General features: G+C 39.3%; 20 protein-coding genes. 12 read left to right on the top strand and 8 right to left on the bottom strand.

The window, feature by feature from the left end; translation table 11 throughout:
- Position 1: 1 nt before the first annotated feature.
- Positions 2-370, bottom strand: coding sequence for a 6-carboxytetrahydropterin synthase QueD (gene queD, locus N5852_RS01790; protein WP_262098664.1), 369 nt, complete (start codon positions 368-370; stop codon positions 2-4).
- 171 nt (positions 371-541) lie between these two features.
- Positions 542-2,062, bottom strand: coding sequence for a metallophosphoesterase family protein (locus N5852_RS01785; protein WP_262098663.1), 1,521 nt, complete (start codon positions 2,060-2,062; stop codon positions 542-544).
- A gap of 223 nt (positions 2,063-2,285) precedes the next feature.
- On the opposite strand from N5852_RS01785, the gene N5852_RS01780 reads away from it, so the two are divergent.
- The 6 genes from N5852_RS01780 to fba all read left to right on the top strand — a co-directional run bounded on the left by N5852_RS01780 (position 2,286) and on the right by fba (position 9,346).
- Positions 2,286-4,388 carry an AAA family ATPase gene (locus N5852_RS01780; RefSeq protein ID WP_262098662.1) on the top strand — a complete coding sequence of 701 codons (2,103 nt, stop codon included), beginning with the start codon at positions 2,286-2,288 and terminating at the stop codon, positions 4,386-4,388.
- Between the two features lie 255 nt (positions 4,389-4,643).
- The gene (locus N5852_RS01775) at positions 4,644-5,234 is read left to right on the top strand and encodes an ankyrin repeat domain-containing protein (RefSeq protein ID WP_262099656.1); all 591 of its coding nucleotides are present in this window, start codon (positions 4,644-4,646) and stop codon (positions 5,232-5,234) included.
- A gap of 512 nt (positions 5,235-5,746) precedes the next feature.
- A complete protein-coding gene (locus tag N5852_RS01770) occupies positions 5,747-6,061 on the top strand; it encodes a hypothetical protein (protein WP_262098661.1) in 315 nt (104 codons plus the stop codon).
- Positions 6,062-6,391: 330 nt separating this feature from the next.
- Complete coding sequence (locus tag N5852_RS01765) at positions 6,392-6,706, top strand: hypothetical protein (RefSeq protein ID WP_262098660.1); 315 nt, start codon at positions 6,392-6,394, stop codon at positions 6,704-6,706.
- A 522-nt stretch (positions 6,707-7,228) separates the two neighbouring features.
- On the top strand, positions 7,229-8,269 hold the full coding sequence (locus N5852_RS01760; protein WP_262098658.1) for a class 1 fructose-bisphosphatase: 1,041 nt from the start codon (positions 7,229-7,231) through the stop codon (positions 8,267-8,269).
- A 12-nt stretch (positions 8,270-8,281) separates the two neighbouring features.
- Positions 8,282-9,346, top strand: a complete 1,065-nt coding sequence (fba, locus tag N5852_RS01755) for a class II fructose-bisphosphate aldolase (protein ID WP_262098657.1) — start codon at positions 8,282-8,284, stop codon at positions 9,344-9,346.
- A 168-nt stretch (positions 9,347-9,514) separates the two neighbouring features.
- Here the strand turns inward: fba and N5852_RS01750 are convergent, their stop codons facing one another.
- Positions 9,515-9,967 (bottom strand): tetratricopeptide repeat protein, encoded by a 453-nt coding sequence (locus N5852_RS01750; RefSeq protein WP_262098656.1) that lies wholly within the window; start codon positions 9,965-9,967, stop codon positions 9,515-9,517.
- Positions 9,968-10,381: 414 nt separating this feature from the next.
- Between N5852_RS01750 and N5852_RS01745 the strand changes: the two genes are divergently transcribed.
- Positions 10,382-12,736, top strand: a complete 2,355-nt coding sequence (locus tag N5852_RS01745) for a membrane-bound PQQ-dependent dehydrogenase, glucose/quinate/shikimate family (RefSeq protein WP_262098655.1) — start codon at positions 10,382-10,384, stop codon at positions 12,734-12,736.
- A gap of 324 nt (positions 12,737-13,060) precedes the next feature.
- Here N5852_RS01745 and N5852_RS01740 read toward each other — a convergent pair whose 3' ends face one another.
- Entirely contained in the window at positions 13,061-13,693 is a 633-nt protein-coding gene (locus N5852_RS01740; RefSeq protein WP_262098653.1) for a hypothetical protein, read from the bottom strand.
- A gap of 419 nt (positions 13,694-14,112) precedes the next feature.
- On the opposite strand from N5852_RS01740, the gene N5852_RS01735 reads away from it, so the two are divergent.
- On the top strand, positions 14,113-14,841 hold the full coding sequence (locus tag N5852_RS01735) for an XRE family transcriptional regulator (protein WP_262098652.1): 729 nt from the start codon (positions 14,113-14,115) through the stop codon (positions 14,839-14,841).
- A 350-nt stretch (positions 14,842-15,191) separates the two neighbouring features.
- Here N5852_RS01735 and N5852_RS01730 read toward each other — a convergent pair whose 3' ends face one another.
- Positions 15,192-15,458: a DUF6460 domain-containing protein gene (locus tag N5852_RS01730; protein WP_262098651.1), complete on the bottom strand. Its 267-nt coding sequence runs from the start codon at positions 15,456-15,458 to the stop codon at positions 15,192-15,194.
- A gap of 264 nt (positions 15,459-15,722) precedes the next feature.
- Between N5852_RS01730 and N5852_RS01725 the strand changes: the two genes are divergently transcribed.
- Entirely contained in the window at positions 15,723-15,929 is a 207-nt protein-coding gene (locus N5852_RS01725) for a DUF1737 domain-containing protein (RefSeq protein WP_262098650.1), read from the top strand.
- 256 nt (positions 15,930-16,185) lie between these two features.
- Here the strand turns inward: N5852_RS01725 and N5852_RS01720 are convergent, their stop codons facing one another.
- Both N5852_RS01720 and N5852_RS01710 read right to left on the bottom strand, forming a co-directional pair.
- Positions 16,186-18,030, bottom strand: a complete 1,845-nt coding sequence (locus N5852_RS01720; protein ID WP_262098649.1) for a hypothetical protein — start codon at positions 18,028-18,030, stop codon at positions 16,186-16,188.
- A 457-nt stretch (positions 18,031-18,487) separates the two neighbouring features.
- Entirely contained in the window at positions 18,488-18,904 is a 417-nt protein-coding gene (locus N5852_RS01710) for an ATP-binding cassette domain-containing protein (RefSeq protein ID WP_262098648.1), read from the bottom strand.
- 378 nt (positions 18,905-19,282) lie between these two features.
- Between N5852_RS01710 and N5852_RS01705 the strand changes: the two genes are divergently transcribed.
- From N5852_RS01705 to N5852_RS01695, 3 genes are all read left to right on the top strand, one after another.
- The gene (locus N5852_RS01705) at positions 19,283-19,735 is read left to right on the top strand and encodes a DUF2569 family protein (protein WP_262098647.1); all 453 of its coding nucleotides are present in this window, start codon (positions 19,283-19,285) and stop codon (positions 19,733-19,735) included.
- A gap of 696 nt (positions 19,736-20,431) precedes the next feature.
- Entirely contained in the window at positions 20,432-21,685 is a 1,254-nt protein-coding gene (locus N5852_RS01700) for an aminopeptidase (RefSeq protein WP_262098646.1), read from the top strand.
- A gap of 857 nt (positions 21,686-22,542) precedes the next feature.
- A complete protein-coding gene (locus tag N5852_RS01695) occupies positions 22,543-23,661 on the top strand; it encodes an FRG domain-containing protein (RefSeq protein WP_262098645.1) in 1,119 nt (372 codons plus the stop codon).
- A 50-nt stretch (positions 23,662-23,711) separates the two neighbouring features.
- On the opposite strand, the gene N5852_RS01690 is transcribed toward N5852_RS01695, so the two are convergent.
- Positions 23,712-26,657 (bottom strand): autotransporter outer membrane beta-barrel domain-containing protein, encoded by a 2,946-nt coding sequence (locus tag N5852_RS01690; RefSeq protein ID WP_262098644.1) that lies wholly within the window; start codon positions 26,655-26,657, stop codon positions 23,712-23,714.
- Between the last annotated feature and the right edge of the window lie 83 nt (positions 26,658-26,740).

The following is a 26,740-nucleotide window of genomic DNA, read 5'->3' as shown; positions in this document are numbered from 1 at the left end:
ATTAAGCATCTGGTTTTGGGCAATATTTAGCCCAAGTTTTTGGTGTTTCGCTCACCCTAACCGCATTTATTTGTGGGCATTGCGGTTTGAAACGCTCATAAAAATGGCGGGCAAGATTTTCAGCCGTAACACGATCATGGCCTAAAACATCATTTAAATGACGATGGTCATATTCATCATCAATGATTTTTTTGGCAAAAGCCAGTTCTCGATAATCAACCACAAAGCCAAATTCATCGAGATCTTCTGCGGCAAGTTCAATCACCACAATATAATTATGGCCATGTAAACGGGCGCATGGGTGGCTTTGCGGTAAAGCTGTCAACTGATGCGATGCGGAAAAATGAAATTCTTTAGAAATTATAAACATAATTCAAACCACCTTTTTTTAAGACGTGGTTTGGCTTCGGCATCAATAGCAATGCCAGCGGTATAAATTACCGCATAATTTGCTTTAAGCATAATTTTGTCCTTGTTTTAAACGGGTAGGCTGCGACCGTAAGCTGGCAATTATCACTCGCGCGGCAAAAAGTAAAGGCTTTTAAGCTTTAAAGGGTTTTGCTTGCTCGCTCATAATTTTCAAAAAATACGCCAATAATAAAAAATCTGGTTCCTTGGTTAAACAATCATTCTTGTCTAAAACTATCGGCAGACTGTGATAAAAGGCCAAGTTTTCAGCCTTAATATAGGGCCGCGCTAAATAAGAGCCAAAAAGCAGCAGATAATAATCAAGAAGACATTGGTGTAGCGTCAATTGCGGCGGCACAGTTTGATATATGGGCGAACTCTCATATATCATGGATGAAAATAAATAATCCTTTATTGTCGCCAAACCATGAGACCAATCACGCTTCATATATTTATGTTCGATTAAATGACGCATCGAGGATAACAGGAACGCTTGATAATCACCGGCAAAATCTTTACCGCTAAAATGGCTATTGCGCTCATTTTCATAAAGTGGAAATGCAATTTCAAAACCATTGACATTTTGCAACGGCACCACATCAATCGCAACATTATTATCATTAATTTCAATCAGCCCATAGGCAGCAGGAAAGCTAACAATTGACGGCATGGCATAATTATGAAGGTTTTCCAATTGAGCATGACCCAACGCATGCATATGGCCGCTAAAGTGATGGCAAAGTCCTGTTTTCGCTAATCGCATCGTATAGCTCAAAGCTGGCATGCGCTTTGCCCAACTTGCGCCACCTGCAAGCTGCCCTTGGCCATCATGGCGCGGAAAACCTACCATTGGATAATGGGAAAAAGCCAAAACTGTTTTGCCTTGTTGCTTACCGCGCCTTACAATATCGGCAATCCAACTTTCAATATAGGGGCGATATTCCAGCATTTTTTGCCAAGCAGCATTGGCATGCAAAATATATCGGCCAGTCCTATCTTGTCGCACAATATTGCCATCCAATAAAATAAGCCAAATATCATCTTCTATTTCAAGTAAATAAGAACTATCACTTGCTAAAAAACTATAATCATCAATATTTTTCCCCGATGCTTGCAGCCATTTTTTCGGCGTTTCGTGGTAAATAAAGCTTGGGCTTTCGCTCAGACCCCATTGCTTTGTGTATGCTAGCGCTTGGGCTTTTGTCGAACAAACCATGTCTTCGCTATAAAATACATGGCCTTCAGCTTGCTGATTGCCGCTAACATGAATCCCCTGCTGATTGCTAGCTTTTACCAACCATTTTTCGAGTAGCTTTCCTTGATCGCCAAAACAATCATGATTACCAAAAAGCGCATAAAATTGCATTTGATAGCGCATAGACATTTTATCGAGAATAATTTTTAATGCGCGATAATTCGGGGCTTGTCCATCATCGGTTAAATCACCAAGTAATACCACATGTTTGACGCCACGTTTTTGAATATCATCAAGGGCGTTGTTAAGGGCGGCAATGCTTTCATTAAAAACGCGGGTAGAAGCCAACGTATCTTTTAAACTGCGCAAACCAAGATCGCCACTGCCTGCTTCAAAAAGACCATAGCCAAAATAAATATCATGCAAATGAATATCAGATAAAATTGCTATTTTTTGCATGCTCTCCCCTCTATTTTCACTATAAAATAGTAATATTCTATCTAATAAAAACCGATACACCATAAAAGCATATGGCAACAATGACTAAGAAACAAATTCTTAGCAATGAAAATTTGTAACAAGTCTTTTATTAACTAACATTTTAAAGGTAATTTTGTTTGGGATGGTAACAAATTTTGTCATATTTATTAGGTAATACACCCCAATGAAAAAAGAGGACAGAATGCAGGACATTACAATAAACAAACAAAAACAGCCTGAAAAAGCCGCTAATTTATGGGAAGATACTTATGAACATTATATGATTGCATCTTATTTTTTGCGGATTTTGCATGGTACAAAAAAGCGCAATAAATATGTGATCAATCAAGAAATATTAAACTGGTATGAGGAATATCACCTTATGCTTGGTCTTTCTATACCCGAATTTGATAGCTTGGTTCAAAAAGAAGATAACGACTTGTCAATGGATGATTTCCGTTTGACACTAACACCTGCGACTTTTCAGCCAAGCCACGCCATACCTGCGCTATCAGACCTGCAAAAACGTCTAGATATTCTTGCTGATATTTTAAAATTGAATAGTGATGAAGTGGCAATTGTCAATGCGGTCTATCGCTTTGTACGTTTTTTGCCATTGATGAAAATGATGTCAGCCTTTGACGATAATAGCTGGCTGCGTAGTGAACCAGATTTTCGTCATCTATCTGAAGTGCTTGGCAAAAATATCATGCAAATGCGCGAATTATTGCGCGATGATTCAAACCTTGTGCAAATGGGGCTGATTAAGGATCGTCACGGCGATAGCTGCACAGTATCTGAATTACTCATCAAAATTGTTGAAGGTGAAAGTTTTGAAACGGAGGAGCTTTGCAACCGATTGGTAGGTTTGCAAACCAAACCAACATTAAGCCTTAATGATTATGATTTTCTAGCACAAGATTGCGATGATGCCATTCGTATTTTAAGTGGTAGCCTTGATAAGGGTGCCAAAGGCGTTGGCATATTGCTTTATGGCGCTCCTGGTACCGGTAAAACTGAATTTGCCAAGCTTTTAGCCGAGCATAGTGATGCACGTGCTGCTTTTATTGGTGAAGCAAGCGATGATAATAAAACCGATCCATCCCGTTATGAACGTCTTGTGCATTTATCGCTTTTATCCGCCCTTGGTAAAAAAGCTGGCCGAGTTGTCGCCATTGTTGATGAGGCCGATGATATTTTTGCCGGCATTGATAATTATGATCCACGGGGTCGCGCTGGTTCTAAAGTCTTTATGAATAGGCTGGTTGAAAGTAGTGAAATTCCGGTGGTTTGGATTGTTAATGATTTGGAAAAGCTTGGAGAAACCATTTTACGCCGCATGCTGCGCATTATTGAATTTCCAAAGCCTGCAAAAGTCATTCGCGAACGCATTATTAATCAAGAAGCCAGCAAAAATGGCGTGAATCTTGATAGCGAACATTTTGAAATTTTAAGCAAGATTCCAGCAGCGCCTGCACTTTTTGCAAGCGGCTTAAGGGCGGCAGCTTTGGGCGGTGGTGATGGCCGCATGGCGGTTTCAGCCGTTCATTCAGTATTTAAGGCACTTGGCGGTGATGTGCCTCCAGCTTTAAACAAGGAAAAAATACAAGCAAAAGATTTTGAAATTGAGCTTGCCAATTCAAACACTGATTTAAAGCAATTGGTGGAAAAAATTGTCACTTTAGGCCCAAAGCCATTATCGTTTTTGTTTATGGGCGCGTCAGGCACAGGAAAATCACTTTTCGCCCGCCATTTGGCCGATAAGCTTGGCATGAAGGTGGCGCATAAGCGCGCATCGGATATTTTAAGCATGTGGGTTGGTGGCAGCGAAGAAAACATTGCCAACATCTTCAAGCAAGTTGCTGAAAATAATGAATTTTTGATCATTGATGAAGCAGATTCGCTGTTATTTAATCGCGAAGGAGCTATTCGCAGTTGGGAAGTTAGTCAGGTTAATGAAATGCTGACTTGGATGGAAAGCCACCCCTTGCCTTTTGCAGTGACAACTAATCTGGTTGAGCGGTTAGACCCTGCGGTCTTTAGGCGGTTTTTATTTAAAATTGAATTTTTGCCATTAAATTATGACCAAATTCAATTTGCTTTTAAACGCTATTTCAAAAATGATGCGCCCGATAGTGTATTGGGATTAACAAAACTGACCATTGGTGACTTTGCCGTTGTTGCCCGTAAATGCGATATATTGGCGGTTGAAGATATTGAAGCCATTGCGCAGATGCTAAAGACTGAAATTGAAATGAAAAAAGAAGCATCCATTCAATCATTATTATTGATGAATGGCACGTGAGCGTGACTAACCTTTGAAGCGAGCCGCATTTTGTAAAAATAGACTTTGTTAAAATGCGGCTTTGTCATTCATTTGACAAACAAACTGTCTATAATCTGTAGACTATCGGCAATTTACATCCATGCTATATTCTTAAATTTTAATGTTGCGAGGAGAAATTTTAAAATGGTCAAGAATATGGTGAAAGCTTTAGGTCTAGGGCTTGGTATTATGTCAATCGCTTTAGGAGGATCAGCTATGGCAAGAAGTCAAAAAATTAAAGAGCAACAGCTTATTGAAGCTGTCCAAAAAAACGATAAAACCGATGTTGAAGCATTGATAAAATTTGGTGCTTCGATCGAAACACGTGATAGTGATGGCGCAACCCCTTTATTAATTGCCACGCGGAATAATGACATTGACATTGCTCGCCTACTTATTTTGGCAGGCGCAGACGTCAATGCTAAGGATAAAATTCAAGATAGTGCTTATCTTTATGCTGGTGCACGTGGGCATTTAGAAATATTGCGCCTAACCCTTGAGCATGGCGCAGATGTGGAAAGTCTTAATCGCTATGGCGGAACAGCGCTTATTCCTGCCTGTGAGCGCGGCCATGTTGAAACGGTAAAAGCTTTGCTGGAAGCAGGCGTTGATGTCAATCACGTCAATAATCTTGGTTGGACGGCATTGCTAGAAACGGTCATTCTTGGCGATGGTAGCAAAAATTATGTCGAAATTACCAAGATTTTATTAGATCATGGCGCAGATGCAAAAATTGCTGATAAAAATGGTGTCACCGCCTTAGATCATGCAAAACAAAAAGGCCAAAAGGACATTGTCGCCATTCTTGAAAAAGCCAAAGGGTAAAACTTCATCTATTTCACAGCCTTCAAGACATTACGCGGCTTGAAGGCGATAAGCCATGGATTAAATGTAAAACTGCTATCCATAAAAGCGGCAATCGAATAAAATGTTATTTGAATTTGATGATCGCCAAAATTAGTCGATTGGCCCGAGTAATTTCGATAAACGATAGGACAACATGCTTGATGATATATTTCCCGATGCACAAGAAATATAGTCCAAATGACTTTCCTTCATAGATATGTGACAAAGCCAAAATTATTAATATGTAAAAAATTGCAATAATATATAAATATATTATCAAAATCCGAATACCAACAGCAGTAAATCAACAAAACGCTTAAATTTTTTATTAAAAAACCGATTAACATTATAATTGACAAAGTATAGCCACTTTAAGGTGGCATTATATATTTATAAAAAAGCAATACCGAAGTTTAAAAAACAAGGCGTGATAAACAAGATCTAACTATATCAATGCTTGGCTTTTATTCAAATCACTTTAAGGAAATATTATGGGTAAAATATTGCACATGCTATTTATTGGAAGTTTATTGATTTGCAGCGCATGTGCATTAGATGTCGATCGCCCCATAAGGGCTGTTGTTTTAGCTTCTAACCTTAGCAAGGGGTGCCATCAGCATACTTCGATGTGCAACGAATATAATCAATGTGTGTATTACAAGGTAAATTCCGACCGTTCCATCAAAAAAGACGACATTACTGCTTACAGCATAGAACTGAGTGGCCAATTATCTGAAAAAAGCAAAAATAGTCGTATACAAAAGTGGATTAATTATTGTGCCGCAAAATATAATATAAAACAATAAAAAGAGGTTTTATGGTCTCATTGGATGTTAACCCAAATGACTTTCCTTCATAGATATGTGACAAAGCCAAAATTATTACTATGTGAAAAATAGTAATAATATATAAATGGATTATCGAAATCCAAATACCAATAGCGGACAATTAACAAAACACTTAATTTTTTTATTAAAGAAACCGATTAATATTATAATTTACAAAGTATAGCCACTTTAAGGTGGCATTATATAGTTACAAAAAGCAATACCGAAGTTTAAAAAAACAAGGCGTGATAAACACGATCCAGTTCCATCAATGCTTGGCTTTTATTCAAATCATTTAAAGGAAATATTATGCGTAAAAAATTGCACATGCTATTTATTGGAAGTTTATTGATTTGCAGCGCATGTGCATTAGATGCCGATCGCATCCTAAGGGTTGTTTCTTTAGCTCATCTTCTTGACAAAGGGTGCCAACAGAATACTTCATTGTGCAACAAATATAATCAATGTGTTTATAACAGGGTAAAATTGGACCATTCCATCAAAAAAGACGACATTACTGCTTACAGCATAGAACTGAGTGGCCAATTATCTGAAAAAAGCAAAAATAGTCGTATACAAAAGTGGATTAATTATTGTGCCGCAGAATATAATATAAAACAATAAAAAAGATATTTTATGCTCTCATTGGATGTTAACGCAATTGAGCCTCGCTGCAAAAATTATTCTTAAAGTTAGATCAACATCAAAAACGTTAAAGTGTGAGCCTATTGGTTGCTTTAAGCCTACCTATTTTAGAGGCATAGATGCCAATCAAAACTAATGACTAATTATTTTACCGCACAGAAACAATAGTGAAACCAATTCGCATTGTTAAACATTTTATTGCAATGGTCACTATTAAGGCTATCAGTTGGTATTCATGCCAGTATTTAAGATATTGAGATATTTACAAAAATAGCGTTTCCTTTGCTTTTTTATTAACAACATCAAGAGATAAAGTTACTACCATTGAAGTAGATATGACCTTGCAACAATAGGTTGGTAGCAAGCTGTACAATAAAACTATTTATTACCATAATGACAGTTTGACCTATTGCTTTTATGGCCAACGTGCTATTGAATTACAGTAATGCTGCTAAATATTGTTTCATTGATATGAGACATGAAATCTGTGAGACTGTTTAAATGAAAAACCATCATGATGCTGAAAGGCTAAAGCTAATTGGCGATGACGAAACCATAGATTTTATGCGCCTTGAAACTTATTTAACCCAATGGATGCATGGCGATGGCGCAAAAATAGCTATTGTAAAGCTGATCGAGGCTATTTGTCATGGCGCTTTCAAGCTTTCAAAGCGTGTGGCTGGCGGCCATCTTTATGGTGATCCAGGGCGTCTTGTTGGCTCCAATAGCGATGGCGACTTACAAAAGAGCATTGATGTTGGCTCGCATTATTTGTTTTCCGAGCTGCTATTAGAAGCAGGAGCTGGCAAGCTTTTATCGGAAGAATCAGAAGATGTTATAAGCAATCCCGATGGTGGTGATTTTGCCGTTGCTTTTGATCCGCTTGATGGTTCTGGCAATGTTGGTATCGGGGCGCCAATTGGCACGTTTTTTTCGATTTTTCCAAATTCCTATAGTCATGATCCATTTTTAGTAAAGGGCAGCGAACAAGTGGCTGCTGGCTATATCTCCTATGGCCATAGCATTGATTTTGCTCTATCGGTAGGCGATGGGCTCATTTTAGGTGCAATGGAGCCACAAAGCGGCATTTTTTATATTTTACAAGAAAATGTTACTCTTAGCCCCGAAACAACCGACCTTGCCTATAATGCTTCAGTTTATCGCCATCTTTTTCCGCCAATGCGTCAATATGTTGATGATGTCCAACAAGGTAAGGTTGGGCCGCGTGGCAAAGACTTCAACATGCGTTGGCTTGGTGCTGCAGTTGGCGAACTCCACCGTATTTTTCAACGTGGCGGCCTGTTTTTTTATGTCAATGACCAACGCAAAGGCTATGAAAATGGCCGTCTAAGACTAATTTACGAAGCATTTCCCATTGCATTTCTTTGTGAAGCCGCCAAAGGCAAAGCTACAGATGGTATGCAAGATATTCTTGACATTGTACCAGCCAGTCATCATGCTCGCACACCACTCATTTTTGGTGCAGCTAATGAAGTTGATACAATCAAAGCCTATCACACTTTAACCCAAAATCTCGAATGAGGAGAATTTTTCATGGCCCGTATTACCCTTCGCCAATTGCTTGATCATGCAGCAGAGCATGATTATGGCGTTCCAGCGTTTAATATTAATAATATGGAACAGGCACTTGCTGTTATGGAAGCTGCCCATGCGACCAATTCACCAGTTATCATTCAAGCATCGCGCGGCGCGCGCGCTTATGCCCATGACATTATGCTGCGCCATATGATGGATGCAGTGGTTGAAATTTTCCCTCATATTCCAGTTTGCGTGCATCTTGACCATGGTAATGGCCCAGCCACCTGCATGACAGCACTACAAAATGGTTTTACATCGGTGATGATGGATGGTTCCCTTAAAGAAGATGGCAAAACACCTGCTGATTGGGATTATAATGTGGGTGTGACCAAACAGGTTTCAACCATGGCCCATTATGGCGGCGCTTCGGTTGAAGGTGAACTTGGTGTGCTTGGCTCACTTGAAACAGGCCAAGGCGAAGCTGAAGATGGCCACGGCGCTGAAGGCGTTCTAAGCCATGACCAATTATTAACTAATCCTGATGAAGCAGTCAAATTTGTGCTTGAAACCAAAGTTGATGCTTTGGCGGTTGCTATGGGTACTAGCCATGGTGCTTATAAGTTTACCCGTAAGCCTGATGGCAATGTTTTGGCAATGAGCGTTATTGAGGAAATCCATCGTAAACTGCCAAACACCCATTTGGTGATGCATGGTTCTTCATCCGTCCCACAAGAATTGCAAGACATCATCAACCAATATGGTGGCGATATTAAGCCAACTTGGGGCGTGCCAGTGGAAGAAATCCAACGCGGTATTCGCCATGGCGTGCGCAAAATTAACATTGACACCGATTGCCGCATGGCAATTACTGGTCAGATCCGCCGCGTTTTTGCTGAAAATCCATCAGAATTTGATCCACGTAAATATTTGGCACCAGCTCGTGAAGCGGTTACCAAGCTTTGCAAACAACGCTTTGAAGAATTTGGCACCGCAGGTCACGCCAGCGCGATTAAGCCATTACCACTTGCTGAAATGGCAAAGCTTTATAAAGACGGCAAGCTTGATCCCGTCGCATCTTAATACTTTATCAAAACACAACAAAAAGGGGCTATTTTTAGCCCCTTTTTTATTAATATTTTTTGCGACTGTGTAAGATATTGTTTTATTTTGCTTTATTACAATTTTAAAAAACGACTTCATAATTTGCTAGAAATAAAGCAACCTGTTTCAGATCGTATTATTTTAAAATCATTCAGGATCGTCTAACAAACCTTTTTCGTCAAGAAAAGTGAGATAAACCTCGCCCTCTTCTTCAAAAATTTCATCGCCTTCCATCTCATAGGCTTTCAACAATGGTACCACCGATTCATCTTTGCGATCAAGATCGTAAAGAGTTGCCCCAATTGAATAAAGCACATAAGGATTGGTTGATCCATCGACACTTTCATAAGCCTCATTAAATGCAACCAAGGCTTTGTCAAAATCGCCAATATTGCGATAACCATCGCCAAGGGCGGTATAAAGCCACAAAGCAGCGTCCCATTTAATTTTAGGTTCTGGAAGTAAGGCTAATGCATCGTTCCATTTTGCGATAGCTTCTTCAAAATCGCCATTTTCAAAAAGATCTTCACCATCTTCCGACAAGTCAGCTATTTGATCAAAGATTTCATCAGGCAATTCGTCTTGTTCATCAATTGTCATATCTTTAAATCCTTTTCTGGCAACCTTGTAATATTACGCCATAATGGTGGGACGTAGTGGTAGGTAGCGTTTCAACTCTAACCCATTTTATGGCGTTATGAAATATCAAACTACAGCAAATCTTTTCGTATAATCGCGATTTATTGCAATTGAACAAATCGCCTTTATAAATTGCCTGCATAACACCGTGGATTACAAAGATAAATATTGTCAGACTTAAGACTGCAACTTAGCGTTTAAAAAAGCAGCAGCAAGCACAGGACATTACGCACAAGTGTATTAACGAAGGACGCTGTTTTATTTATTCTAATTTTAAAATCAATCACAAAAAGTTGTTTATTCTCAACTCTTTATTGACAGAATCGCCACTGTCTATATCGTGTTTTTACTGAATTTCAGTTTTAGGAGAATAGCGTGCTACTTATTATCACTGGTTTGGTGATCCTGCTATTTGGTTTAGCTGTCGCCGCATTGGGCGTTCAGCTAACTATGGTTGGTGGCTCACCTTTTTATATTATTATGGGGCTTGGCCTTATAGTCAGCGGCTTCTTGCTTTTGCGCAAAAAAGCAAGTGGTCTTTGGATCTATGCATTTACTCTTATTTTAACTTTTATCTGGACCCTTTATGAAGTCGGTTTTGATAAATGGCAATGGATTCCACGCGGCGTTATTCTCGTGTTGCTTGGACTATGGTTGTGCCTGCCTTTCGTGTCACGACCAATAAAAAATAATAGCCAAAATACCAAGCCAGCATCAAGGCTTTTAGGTGGATCTCTTTTGGTGATTATTCTATTGGCAGTTGTATCGTGGTTTATTGACCCCGCCACTTTTGACGGCGAACTGCCACAAAATGAAAAAATTGCCAGCACTATTGATCCAAGCCGCATGGCTGGAGATGATTGGGTAGCCTATGGCGGTAGCAATCTTGGCCAACGCTATTCAACCTTAAAAGATATTGATACCAGCAATGTTGGTAAGTTAAAATTGGCTTGGGAACACCACACCGGCGACTTTCAAGGCAAGGATGATTCAAGCGAATATACGTTTGAGGTTAATCCGTTAAAGGTCAATAATACTATTTATAGCTGTACACCGCATAATATAGTTGAAGCCCTTGATCCCGTAACGGGAAAACTTAAATGGCGTTATGATCCTCGCGTTAAAGGCAGTGTCGTTTACGAGCACCAGACCTGTCGTGGTGTTTCTTATCACGAAGACAAGCAATTGGTTGAAGGCAATCATTGTCCGCGCCGCATCATCGCCACCACGGGTGATGCCCGTATGTTTGCAGTTAATGCAGACAATGGCGAAATTTGTAGCGATTTTGGCAATAATGGTTTTGTTAATTTGATGGAACATCAACCTAATCAAAATCCCGACACTTTTATGATGACATCCCCTGCTGTTATCTCGCATGATTTAGCAATTATTGGCGGTGCAATTGCCGATAATTATTATGTTGACAATCCATCGGGTGTCATCCGCGCTTATGACGTGCATAATGGCCAATTGGTTTGGAAATGGGATGCACAAAAACCAAATGAAACCAAACCGCTTGAGGGCGATGCCACTTATGAGCCTGGCTCTCCCAATGCTTGGACCGTCATGGCGGCCGATGATGAATTGGGCTTAGTTTATGTACCGCTTGGTAATAAATCACCTGACCAATTTGGTGCAAAACGGTCCGCTGAAGTGGAAAAATTTACCGCGGCGCTAGTTGCGCTTGACGTTAAAACCGGCGAACTGCGCTGGAGCTTCAAAAGCATAAATCACGATTTATGGGATAGAGACCTGCCCTCACAGCCAGTGCTGCTTGATTTAGATTATCAGGGCAAAAACGCACCAGCAATCATTGTGCCAACCAAAGGTGGTAATCTTTGGGTGCTTGATCGCCGTGATGGCACGCCGATTTACCCAGTCCATGAAGAAAAAGTGTCTGATAAATCTGATATTAAGCAAGAAACCCCAGCTGGAACTCAGCCAATATCAGCATTGAATTTTATTCCACCCGTCCTTGAAGAAAAAGACATGTGGGGTATTACACCCATTGACCAAATGCTTTGTCGGATAACCTATCGCCAAAGCCGGTATGATCGTAATCCATTCACACCGCCAAGCCTTGAGGGTTCAATTATCTATCCAGGCAATACAGGTATTTTCAATTGGGGCAGTGTTGCCGTTGATCCGGAAAACCAATATCTTTTCGGTACGCCGGTCAATATGGCATTCCGCTTTAGTGTCTATCCACGTCCAGATTTCCCACAAAATGCCGACGAGCGAATGGTATCAACCGGTCCTAAGCCATCGGGCGAAAATCTTGGTGGCCCTTTTGCAGTAAAACTCAATGCATTTTTATCCCCACTTGGTATTCCATGCCAATCACCGCCTTGGGGATTGCGTGTTGGTGTTGATCTTGCAAGTGGTAAAACTGCATGGCAGCAAAGGAATGGCAGCGTAGAGGGGCAAGAATTTGCTGGGCAGCGCTTCCCAATTCCTCTTGAAATGGGCACAATCAGCCTTGGCGGCCCATTAATTACTGCTGGTGGTATAGTCTTTATGGCTGGCACTGCCGATAGTGGCTTTAGAGCCTATGAATTAAAAACTGGCAAATTGCTATGGGAAACACGTCTGCCTGCTGGCGGCCAATCAACGCCAATGAGCTATCGCGGCGCTGATGGTAAACAATATATCCTTGTTGCAGCTGGTGGTCATGGTTCAATGGGTAGCCCAATGGGTGATTCCATTCTTGCCTATACGCTTGAGCCTTAAGCTTTTTACTATAAAACGCGTTTGAATATTAAAGCCCTACATAGTTTTCTATGTGGGGCTTTATAATTTTTATATTTGCCAAAAGATAAAATTTATTTCAAAGACAATTAAAAAACAAAATCATTGCGATTTTTGTAAAACGCCTGCGATTACTCGCTAGAGTTAGGCGATAGGTTTTGTCTCTATCATGATGTTGCGCGGCTTTAGAGCGTTTTCCGAAAAGTGTGAAGCGGTTTTCGGAAAAAAAACGCGGTGTAAACAAAGGATTAGAGCGCCGATCTGATTCAGTCAGATCGAAAAGCGCTTTAATCATAAAGCAATAACTTAATCTTTATTCTGTGTCAGTGTATTCATTTCACCCAAACTTATATAACCAGCCCAAATATTTTTACGCGAATTAGGCTCAAATCGGACAAAATGGCGATGTAAGGCATTCAGCACCATCCTCAATGCACCCAGTAAATGCGGCAATTCCCTATCATCAATAAGAATATATTGGATTGCTGCATAAAGATTTTCATGGGCATTATCAAATTGTGCCTCTTGGATGGCCTTTAATGCTGCACTATAGCGTCTGCGCGCCCGCTGCACCCAAGCTGTATATTCCTCCATGTTTTCGCTGCCAAGCTTTATGCCCGTCGCCTCATAATAAGCACCCGGCGATAAAAGCGAGCGACGATAATCATTGCGTATTTCTAAAAACCGTGTTGCTGCTTGATATTGATCTGCACTGATACCCCCGGCGCGACCAAATAAAGATAAACGGCCAAGATAGGTTTGGGCACGCGGATCTTTGGCTTGCTCGATTGTAATTTTATGGGCCTTGGCACGCGCTTCAATTGCCAATTTTTGCACAGGTTCTTTAGCACGACTGACCCGGCCATTAGCCTCGCGCAGCTTGCCCTTTATTTTAGGGCGACCACGCTTTTTAACATGAATTGAAATAGTATGATTCATCGAAATCCCTCGCAATTTTTAAATTTGTTCATGTTTTGTTCTAGTGATTATTAAAGCGAATTGTTCATTTGTCTTTTAAACCATGGGTAAAATTAGTGAAATAGTGGCGATTTTGCTAAAACTATTGGTATGGCGTGAAGCTATTAAGCTTAATATTAATTTGTCACCTTCATTTTATCTAAAATCATAAGTGGCGATGGGTTTAATATAAGGTAAATTTATCGTAAAAATCAAGGTAAATTTATTGCTTATCGTTAGTCGCGGTGGATATCAATCGTAACCCATTCAAATAAAACCAATATTATTTTACAATAATAAATTGATTTTATGTCATTTTAGGACACTATAGATATTTAAATGCGAATCGGCTATATAAGATATAAATACCTTAAAGCCAAATCAAGTGAGCCGAGGATATTATGGGTAATTTGGCCAGCCGAATAAAACAGCGACTTGAGAAACTTGGCAAAAGCGAGCGTAAAGCCTCCTTAGAAGCTGGCTTGAGCGATTCCTTTTTACGCAATATAAGAGAGGGAAAATCCTTATCACCGCGTATTGATACATTAGAAAAAATAGCCGATGTCTTGCAAACTCGTGCTCACTGGCTCATAAGCGGTGAGGGTGAGGAAGAACTCCTCATACAAAACCATGATTTAGCACAAAGCCCAAATAGCCAAGCTACAAATTCCTATCAAAATGGCTTGCTTGAACCGGCTAATGGGAAGATTATCAAGAGCATAAAATTTAGCAATCGGCGCCTACCCGTATATGGGCAAGCGGTTGGCGGGATCGATGGCGATTTCCCAATGAATGGCACTATTTTATTTGATGTCCTGTGCCCACCGCAACTACAAGATGTTGAAGATGCCTATGCCATTATGATTTCGGGGGACTCTATGTATCCGCGCTATGAAGACGGCGAACTTGCCTTTATTGACCCCACGCGACGCGTCAAAAAGGGTGATTATGTGGTTGCACAGGTTATGATAAAAAATCATGACGCCCCCCATGCTTTTATAAAAAAATTCATCCACCATAACGCACAAGAACTGGTGTTAGAGCAATTTAATCCAATGAAAGAACTGGCCTTTCCTCATGCAAAGGTTGTATCGGTGCATTTTATTGCTTTAGCTGGCGTGATTGATTAGGGTCAGGACCTATTAATATAAAGAAACAAGCACAATAAACAGCAAAATATACATTTTTGATATAAAGGGCGAGGAAAGCGAGAAGTGGGTGGTATACCCATTTGAGCTTTACGACGCAGTAGATTACAGCTGTTTTTGTGTCCTTTCAGCATACAAGTAAATTTTCGCTATAACTTTGTCGAACATCCTTGAAAATATTCATATTTCTCGGCGGATCTTCTCACCTTTAATCTTTGGGTTCTCCCTAAAATTTACTCATACCATTTCGTTCAAATTAATAGGTCCTGACCCTAGCCAATTCACACCACACTTTGTTGCTGCCATACCCTTTTTAAAACCAGCACTGGGCGTTATTTCCGCAAACTCAAAATACGGATAATAATAAAAATCGGCACCACCACGGCAGCCCCAACAAAAATGACACTGAACAATTGGCTAGCGGAAGAAAAACCACTGTGCCATAAGTGGACAAGGGTATCCCAAAGACGTTCAAAAACATTAACTGGCGTCCAACCAAAAAAATTGAGTAGAGCACCGATTATAAGTGAGAAGATCAGTAATTTTACCAAAACCCGACCAGGTGTGTCACCCAAAAATGATTGCAACCATCTGCCCATGTCATATTCCTATCCATTGCTTTTTAAATAGTATAAAGCATTTTTACATAAAAGTTAAATCAGCTTTACATCATTGATTATAAAAATGGAGGTTTCAAGGCTGTTTTTTGTAGTCTATGAGACAAATATAATTTGAACGCCTCATGTCACAAACAAATGGTTCAGCCACTTTTTTAAAAGCGACTTTTTGGCTCAAACTCATGATCTATGCAAGCGGAAAATTTTACTCTATATTCATTTAGACCACTTTCAAGGAGAGCTATAATGAAATTATATCGCTTTTTAACCGGGCCGGATGATGCAAGCTTTTGTCACAAAGTGACTGCGGCTCTCAATAATGGCTGGATGCTCTATGGTAGCCCGACTTATGCTGCCAATCCTGAAACAGGCATTATGCAATGCGGGCAAGCCGTAATTAAAGAAGTTGACGGCATTGAATATACGGAAAATATGAAACTTAGCCAATATTAAAACTATTTTTCATCTTTGCAGGTGCGCTTTAGTTAAAATAATGACTACAACGACTAAGATATAAGCGTTGCAGTTAAATTAGTGTGTCATTATCAATAAGCAACTCTTACAGCAAATTTTCAACTGCATTTTTGAATAGGCATAATTATCGATAAGGGCGACTTAAGATTTTCTAAGCAAACAAGACTGATAATAAAAACACCGCCTCTTGCCCAATTATAGGTAAGAGGCGGTGTAAATATTTTAAAGCAAAAGTTTAAACGATTGTTACGTTAACGCCAGCTTGGATGTGTAGATTTTCGTCCCCATGGGAATAGACATTATAAACAACGCCTGCACCATCGGTATAGCTGCCATTAGTAAGCGACCAGCTATTATCAAGTTTAACAACATCACTACCGTCACCCTTAATGTTAAGACTTTTATCATCAAAGCCATTATCAAAAAGCGAACCGTTAAAGCTTAATGTATTTTTGCCGTTACCAGTTAGGTCAAGTGCTGTAACTGCAGAGCTAAAATCATCACTAAACAGATTGCCAGCATTAATATTGCGACCATAACCACTAATATCAACTTCCAAGCCAAGCTGGTTGTCATGACTTTCGTTAAATTCATTAATCAAAGTGCCAAGCCAATCAAGATTTGCAAAGCCAAATGATTTTACAGAATCAACGCGCAATACATCAATATTGCTATTTGCCATTCCATCTGTATTGAACATGTCGGTTAGCCATGTTTGGTAGTAGGTATTAAAGCCAGCAACAGTGAGCGAGTTAAGCTCTAATGTATCATAACCTTCGCCAGCATTAATTTGCAACGCACCCTGCTGAATAAAGCCATTAAGCGAAATACGGTCATTACCTGCGCCTGTATCAATAAGGTTATAGCCAGTTCCGGAAGCCAATACATTGCCATAAATCTCGACAACATCATGCCCTTCACCGGTAAACACTTCATTTTTACCGCCATTTTGCGCATCTAGCCCACGGCCAAAAACAACCTTATCGTCACCATCGCCTGTATCAATATGATTGGTTCCAGCAGCGGTCACTTTGCTTGTGAAAAGTAAAGTATCATTACCCGCACCAGTGCTAATATTGTTAATACCATCTTGATGGCTAATCATACCACGAGCAAAGGTTAAGAAATCATCGCCTGTGCTGGTTGTAATATCGTTAAGATGATAGCTTTCAACAAGACCTGCAATGGTTAGAACTGTTTTGCCACCATTTACAGTAAAACTATTAGTACCGGTATTATTTGCGGTAAAGTTACCAGCAATTGTTATAACATGGTCACCATTGCCGATCACAAATTCATTCAATCCACTTGAATAAACGCCGTTTACAACGGTTAAAACCGTATTGCCATCACCAAGCTTTACAGAATTTTCGCCACCAGCGCGCGATTCTACACCACGTGCAAAGGTCAAAACATGATCGCCGTTACCAGCAGTTATACGGTTTGAACCACTAGCAATAAGACGACCGCCAATAGATAAAACTGTTTTACCTGCACCAAATGCAAAGGAATTTACGCCATTTGCTGCCGCATCAACATTGCCCCAAACGCTGGCAATATGAGTACCCTCACCCATTGAAAACAGATTAGATGCGTCACTTGCAGCAGTAACACTGCCGGTGATTTTAAGCGTTTTTGTGCCATCACCAACGGAAATTTTATTGAGATTGCTTGATTGCACATTGCCTAAAATAGAAATAACATCTGTGCCATCACCTAAGCTGATGGAGTTGCTACCTGTAGTATTCGTTTTCATACCCCAAAAGAAGGTCAAACCGTGATTGCCATCGCCAAATACGATGCTGTTTTCAGCACCACTGGTTGCATCAAGACCGCCCCAAACATTAAGAAGCTTATTGCCATCACCACCGGTGATTGAGTTTGAACCACGACCAGTTAAGCGGCCGCCCACAAAAATACTATCATTGCCATCGCCAACATCAATGCTGGTTGAAGCGCCTGCAGCACTTTCTACATTTGACCACACCTTGACAATATCATTATTATCAGTGCCATCAATCTGCTTTGTACCTGTAGTAGATTTAAGACTCCAACCAGACCAGAAATTTCCAATAGCCATTTTACTACCCCACATCAAAAAATATATTAAAGAAGAAAGCTTTAAGCCCAGAAAAAGAAACGGATATGCATAAAATTAAAATATAATTAATTTTAAATCAATGCAAAATCCGTTACCTTTACCTAATTGTTACTTTATAGCTTAATATTATTCAATAATAATTAATTTATACACATATATTTCTGCTTGATATTTTTTAATTTTATTATATATTATATATTTCTTATATTATATATATTTAATGACTATTGGCTTTATATCTATCAATAATCTATTTTAATTTAATAACCCGACAATCGTAGTAAAAGTTAATAAAAATCATTTTACTTTTTTTAAACCAACACGCTCAACCAAAACTACACCTTACAAATTAGATTTAATCCGCCCTAATCGCGATAGAATAATTACAGGTAATATTCCAATAACCACAATAAGGAGTGCGGCGATCGACGCTTCTTCATAGGTGCCGCGCGCCGCTTCTCCATAAAGATGGGCGGCCAAGGCGTTCAATAATTTGCTTACAATGTTGGCGTGCAATATTTTTATCGGCACGCTTTAAGCCAAACAATATGTTATCCATAACATTTAAATGAGGAAACAAAGCATAATCTTGAAACATAAAACCAATATCGCGCATTTCTGGCTCAATAAAGCAGTTTGGCACCGAAATTTCACGGCCATTAATATTGATGTAACCGCTATCGGGGCGCTCAATACCAGCAATTGCGCGTAGCAAACTCGGTTTTCCACACCCCGATTGGCCTATAAGACAAATGACATCACCTTTATTGGCACAAAAAGAAGCAGTATCTAAAGCGTTAACTTTGGCAAACTTAAGCGATATATTCGATATGTCCAAGAAAAATTGTGTCACGAACCGGTCTCTTTCCTATAGATACGCTTATTTTTATTGTAAATGCTTTGATTGTAAATTGACTGATAAAACAAAATTTATTGTAAAATACAAATATAAAAAAATTAAATTAAAATATTTCTATATTTATTTGATATCGATTTTGATCATTTTATCATAAGATAAATGATTACCATAACTATGTCAGTATATTTTATCGTTGCAAAATAAAAGAAAATTTCAATTGGTTTTATGAATGGACTTACGCAAAACCGTTTTCAATAAGACAATATATTTATTTTCCACCTTGTAAAAGATAAAACTTGATGCAATAAAATTTCAACTATATTTCATATTAAATAGCTAAAATAATTTTTATCTAAGCTATAGTGGGGTGAGATGAAGGCGTTAACTGGATTTAAATCAACCAATAAATCTACCATTGGTGGCTTGCTGTACATCGTTGCCATTTACTTAACATATTTAGTCGTTGGCGAAGTATTTAACATCTTACGTGATATTCTTTATATATCTGATATTGATCGAGCATTTCAATTTTTAAAATCCGTTTTTAAAGCACCATTCTTTTTTGAAAAAATCTTGTTGACTATTGCTTTTATCGGCTTAATTAAAGAAAGGCGTTACTTCCCTTCCTTTTTTAGTGCATTTTTAATCTATAAAATATGTCATCATATTATTTGGGCATTGCAAGTAACGTATATCTTAAAATATGGCTATTCTGATGTTAATACTACTATCCCCTATACTTATTGGTTGTGGACAGCTTTGGATATCATCTTCCTTATCTATATTACCCTTTCAAAACGGGTAAAAAATACATTTATTAATTAGTCATTTTATAAAACCAAATATTTTATAAAAAACGTCTTGCATAAATTTATATACTTAGCCCATTTTATGATTAAGTAGGAAACATTATGATATTAAAAAACGTGGGTAGTCATCCTATTAATGCTGAGAAACAGCCAAATAGTGCGCCAAAAATTGGTGGAGCGCTTTATTGGGTGGGGCTCTATCTCATCTTTTTTATATTCATTTGCATCGATAGTATTATAGGCATTTACAATATAGATTTTTCTGATAAATTGTTTGCGTTTTCTATATTTAAAGTAGATTTTACATTGCAATTATTTTTGTATGTTATTTTATTAATTGCCACCATTGGTTATTTCAAAAAATATAGCTATTTTCCTTATATGTTCATAATATTTCTACTTGGAAATATTATTTATGATGCAGGATGTATATTCCAAGAGAAAAACTTGGATTATATCTTTAACATCGAATTTTTTATACGTTTTTTTAACATATATTTTACCAATTTTTTAAGTTTGGCCTTAGATATAATTCTCCTAATCTATATATGGAAATCAAAACGCGTGAAGCAAACTTTCATACGCTAATTTCACGCATCATTAAGACATTTGTAAAGCGACTAGTGATAGGCTTAATTCCAATTAAGAAATAATATAGCTTAGCTTTAGTAATTTAGTAGAATGATTTATAAATTAAACGAGGTCAAATTCCATGCAAAAACCAAAGACAATTATTGATGAAACAAAGCTTGACCGCTTGGCAGAAGTTGCAGTTAAGGTTGGGCTTGGTCTAAAAGAAGGACAAGACATTGTCTTAACGGCGCCGATCGCTGCATTGCCTTTGGTACGCCGCATTGCCCATCATGCCTATAAGGCGGGCGCCGGTGTCGTAATACCATTTTTTGGTGATGAAGTTTTAAGCCTTTCCCGTTTTCACAATGCCCAAGATGCAAGCTTTGACCGCGCAGCCGGTTGGCTTTATGAAGGCATGGCAAAAGCTTTTGAAAATGGCGCAGCCCGCCTTGCCATTGCTGGTGATAATCCACTATTGCTTTCCAATGAAGATCCTGAAAAAGTATCGCGCCTTAACAAAGCAACCTCGCTTGCCTATCAACCTGCGCTTGAAAAAATTGCCGGTTTTGATGTAAATTGGAATATTGTTTCCTATCCTAATCCATCATGGGCAAAAGTAGTATTTCCAGATTTGAGCGAAGATGAAGCAACCCACCAATTGGCCGAGGCTATTTTTAAAGCAAGCCGTGTTGATAATGAAGATGCGGTGGGTGCTTGGCAACGTCATAATGCCAATTTACGCCTTCGCAGTTCATGGCTCAATGGTCAAAATTTTGCTGCGCTGCATTTTAAAAGCGCCATAACCGATCTAACCGTTGGTCTTGCCGATGAGCATGAATGGCATGGCGGTGCATCAATGGCAAAAAATGGTATTATTTGTAACCCCAATATTCCAACAGAAGAAGTGTTTACAACGCCTCATCATAGCAAGGTTGATGGTTATGTACGCTCTACCAAGCCATTGTCGCATCAAGGTAGTTTAATTGATGATATTTTCATGCGTTTTGAAAATGGTAAAGTGGTTGAAGCCAAGGCATCAAAGGGCGAAGAGGTCTTAAATCGAGTACTTGATACCGATGAAGGCGCCCGTCACTTAGGTGAAGTTGCGCTTGTGCCTCATTCTTCACCAATTTCTGCAAGTGGTTTATTGTTTTATAATACCTTATTTGACGAGAATGCTGCTTGTCATATTGCGCTGGGCCAATGCTATTCAAAATGTTTTAAGGATGGTGCATCTTTGAGCGCAGAGCAGATTGCGCAGCTTGGCGGCAATCGCAGCTTCATCCATATTGACTGGATGATTGGTGGCAAAGATATGGATATTGATGGCATAAAGCCAGATGGTAGCCGCGTTGCAGTATTCCGCCAAGGTGAATGGGCCTTTAATGTTTAAAGATTTATACCACGCCTTTTGATTATTGAAGCAGTAACATTTTTAAGTTGAGTATTGCCGTGCGACATCGACAAACAAAACTGGCTAAAATTTTTGTACAAAAGCTTCAAAATGCGCAAAAAAAAGCGGATGAAAAAATCATCCGCTTAAAAAAGCAAAGGTCGGGAAATGGAGTGCCCGACCCTTTGTCAGGCTTTGCCAGTACATCCGTGGTCAAAGCCATGACAATAACACCGATAATTTATGTATCGCACAGATTTATTGCAGTGATATGACATAAAAAGGCTACCTCATTAAAAAGCCTATATCGCCATTTATTTTTAGGCAAATAAAACCCAATAGATCAATAAAAGTCGATGCTAACTCGCTTCATTTTATGAAAGAAGCGATCATTTGAGCAATAAAATTTGGGGCGTAAACCAAAAGCTATTTTTTGATATCAATAACTCAGGCGCTATCAATCGGTAAAGATAAACACGTTGATCGAGTCTCAGTTAGCAATAAGTAATATTGATCACGGATAAAAATTTACCCACATAACGCGCCAAAGGTAAAATGCGTAATCTCATAAGCTATATATTCGCGATTTTATAAGTAAAAACTGATAACTTTCACTGAAATAAAAGGCACACTTAAAAAGTCTTTTATTGTATTAGATAAACAAATTAGCCTTTTTAAAAGCACGCTGTCGAAAATGATAAATTCCAGCGCATAACATGCAGCATATTAGCATTTTTTTATAAAATGGCAAATCCATCCATCTCCGTCAGTGGTTATTCTGATATAGGGTTAAATTCTATTGCATACTACTTTTGCGGCGAGTATTGTTCCCTACATAAGCGGAAGGGGAAAAAATATTGATAAATAAAATACAAGATGAAGATCACGGCACAATTATTAATTGCCCGAAACTTTTTTTAGAGATAATGCGCAAGAGTAATGATCTTTGGCACAATAGCAAAAACCCACACTGGGTGTTTCGTGGACAAAGTAATGCAAATTGGTCTCTCATACCATCAGTCTGGCGCAATAGTGATGATCAGCCCTATTTCAAAACTCTACTCAAACAAATTGAATATCTAAAAAAACAATACGAAAAGTTTCAATCTTTAAAGGGGCGCAAAAAACTATCAGAAGCACAATTATTATCATTAAATCAAATGGAAGCATGTGCATGGGTACATATGGAATTTGCATTGTTAAACGAATTCAAACGACGCGCTTGGTTAAATGCATATCCGGTTCACCCAAACTTTGAAGACGTTACATTTTTTAGCCGCTACCATGAATACCATCACCCATTCAATATCTTTAGCAGGGAAATTAGTGACGGCGGCATGCAAAAATATGTTTTAGCAAAAGTTGATCCATCAAGTGACAAAGACATAGCTTTGGCTCAGCATTATAACATTCCAACTCGGATGTTAGACTGGACTGAAAACCCGCTTATTGCAAGCTATTTTGCGTCTTATAATGATACATCTTGCCAAAATGATATTGTCATATTTGCTTTAGACCTAATGTCCCTATCTCATTTATTCAAAGACAATTGGGATTTAAGACCCAAAAAGACCATGATACCTTTGCTTATTTATGCAACTTTTGCTAATAGACGTGAAAATATTTATATTAGAGCGCAAGAAGGGCTTTTAACCTCAATAAATTGGCATTTTGCGCAAAACTATTATGCATCTGAAGGTAGATGGCCAAGCTACGAAGATGCAATTATTGCTGGTCTCAATGTTTTCCCTTTGCCATGCAATTACGAAATTAAAAAATTCAATCAAAAACATGGAATTTTGCGAAAGTTTATTCTTCCCCAAGAACATGTAACGGAATTTAAACGCTTACTTAAGAGAGAAGACATTACAAAAGAAAAAATTTTTCCAAGCCTTGATAATATTGCAGAGGCAGCTAAGGCAAGCTTTAGTCCCGAAAAAATTGATCACTGCTTTATTCACGAAACAATCAAATAATAAAAACGGCTGCCGAAGCAGCCGTTTTTATTTTTATCATAAGTGCAAAACTACCACTTTACTTTAAATCCGACGCTGCCCTTTATTGCATAGCTATCTGAAAAATCTTGTAAGCTGGTTTTAACTGTGCCCTCACCAAAAAGCGCATATTTATCATCATTCCAGCTATAATTAGCACCAATAGTTACACCGCCCCAAGTGCGTTGATTGCGGTTTTCAAAGGCTTTGTCATTAAGTTTTACTTTTACACCATCGGCGAAATCTTGATAGATATTGGCAATTGCATAAATATTGCTTTTATTCTGGCTGCCATCTTGCTGTTTGATGATGGTTTCGCGTTCAAAACCAAGACCAATACGAGCAGTTAAGCTTTCGGCTTTATCCAATGATACACGTACATTATAAGGGCCAGTGAAATCATCAAAATCAACCGATGACCAGCTTAGCTGCGCTTGTGGGGTAATGATCCAGCCATTATCCAAACCAAAGCGGCGGCCAGCTTCAATAGACAATGCATAGCCCGTGCCATCATTATCCGAGCGCAAGCCTTGTAAAATATTTGAATCAAGGTCGCTATTATACCAATTCATCTTGGCAAGACCATCGACATAAAAACCGTTTTCGCCGATCCAAGTTAGATTAGCACCAAAACCATAGCCGTCAGTTTTAATCTTGCCATCGCCTACATTGGCGTCAATTTTGGTGGAGCCATTGGTATAATTAACAAAAATGCCGCCAAGCAATTTGCCATTGCTATTTTCGCTGAGCAATAGATCAAGTCCAGCTTCTAACTTAACCATATTGGTCGAATGATCGGCACCGCTGGTGCTGCGGCTAGGGTCAAATTTTCTATGGCCACCTTCAACGCGCCCCCAAAATAGTGAGCCAGCTTTGCCTGCCTCGGCTGTATTATTGGCAGCACTATATGGATCAAAGAAATAGCGACCACCAGCGCGTTCGCGATAGGTAGAAACTGCATTTAAATCTAACAAGGCTTGGCCATAAGTTTCATAGACTGGCACAGCAGGTTGATAATGCGAGCGCAAATACCAATTGCCATCATTACCAGTAATACCGCCACTATTATAAAGGGAATAGCCATAAATGCCAAGAATGATCGATTGCTTGCCCTCGGGAGTGATGTAGTCACCATTGGCAAGAGTGAACTGTGCATTAGATGCACCATCAACTTCAATCAGTTTAATGCCATTTAAAGTTTCTGCGCCTTCGCCACCAGTGCGCATCACACGCAATGCGGTTGTACCACTTGTGTCTCCGGTAACATGCAACATATCGGTAGCTGATTGATCGCCACCAAAGCTGGTTGCCATTTCAAGTACACTGCCCGCACCGCCATGATAAGAACCAACGGTTAATTGATGCCCCGGCAATGGGCGATTAATTGAAGTAAGCGACAAGGTGCTATTATTGATCATTGCACCACTAAGATTTGAATTGCCGGTAAAGATTAGCGAGCCGCCATTAATAGTTGTTGTGCCGCTCCAGCTATTATCGCCATAGAGCTCAAGCATACCAGTGCCATTTTTAGTAAATGAGCCTTGAGTTGTAACGCCTGTTGATGGCGCAACATAATCACCAATATTATTGCCCCATGTATCATAGGCATTAAAGCCGCCCTTGGTGCTATCCATATTAATGGTAACAAGACCATTAAAAGCACCATAACCATCTGCTGCATCATAAAGGTTTAAGCGTGCATAACCACTGCCATTATCTAAAGCATGGCCTGATTGAATTTCAGTTGTTGCCAAAACTTCGCGCAATTGTTCCTTGCTCATATAAGGAAAGCGGTTGGCAATTAAAACTTCCGCACCTTCTGGCACAACGGCATCAAGATTGGTGGCTCCAACAGTTGGCAAACCGTAAGTTAAACGGTAGCGATAAACTTCCTTATCTTTTAATGATTGGGCAAAACCATCGGTGGTTTTGGTGCAAAGCGTCAGATCACCAGCACAACCTTCATTTAAAAGATTACGCAAATCTTGCTGGGCAGCATCAAAAAGTGCTTTAAAATCTGATGGCAAGGCAAAACGACCACCCAAAATACCAGGAACTTCGCTATTTAAATAATCTGGATTATTATTGAGCGCTTGCGTCAAAGCATAAAGCGTATGAATACGCGCACCAATCACGTCAAACGCATAATGCACGCCAAGCACGATACGACTATTACCATATTCACTACCGCGCAGCATCATTTCCTTATAACGCTCTGGCACCATCATTGCCATGCTCATCGTTGTCACAAAACCAGTTGCCGAATGGCCACTAGGAAACGCGGCATTATGGCTTACACCGGGGAAAATATTAGTTGCGGTATTAACTGGCTTGCCAAAATAATTAACGCCATCAAAAGCCACAACCCGATCTGGTGCAACTTGCAGTGGTCGGCTGTCACCAACGCTATTGGCATTTTCTGGCAATGGATTATAAGCAACATCATAGGTATTAAATATGCCATCACTTGGCATTGTAATGCCGGTTAGCGGATGATCGGGATTACCATCATAACTACCATTGGCAAAATAATTTTTTGCCACGGCAGAATCGCCGCCAACAACAATCGCGCTCATTGCGCTCATATATTTGGAAAAGTTTGGGGAAAAAGTCGTTACCTGAAAGCGCTCAGTGACCGAATTATTGTCCTTATAGACTTGTGCAAGCTGCGGCCCCAACGCATCTGCTGCTAAAAGACCATTATAGAGCGAGCCAACAAGATAGCCGGTTGTATCATCATAAATTGCCTGTTGGCGCTCTGCTGCTGTTGCCTGATTATTAATGCGCAACGTTGTTTCCAAGTTTTCACGTAAGGCATTGCGGCCAGCTTCGGTTGAATTTAGCTGACTAAAACCCATAAGCAATTCTGTCGCTTTGATATTTGTATTGGTTTGCGCCTGTGCTTGCACCCCTGCAATCGTCACTAAAGCCGAACTCAATAAAAGATAGGAAAGGAATTTCTGTGTGGTTTTTAGCATTAAAGCTGCCCTCAATATCCAATGTTGCCAAAGTTAATAATTAAGGGTGCTAATGCCGTAGCGATGTTACAGATAAATGACAT

The organism is Bartonella sp. HY328 (genome assembly GCF_025449335.1).
Taxonomy (GTDB): domain Bacteria; phylum Pseudomonadota; class Alphaproteobacteria; order Rhizobiales; family Rhizobiaceae; genus HY038.
Note: the sequence above shows the minus strand (reverse complement) of the source record. Positions and strands in the feature narration are given on the sequence as shown.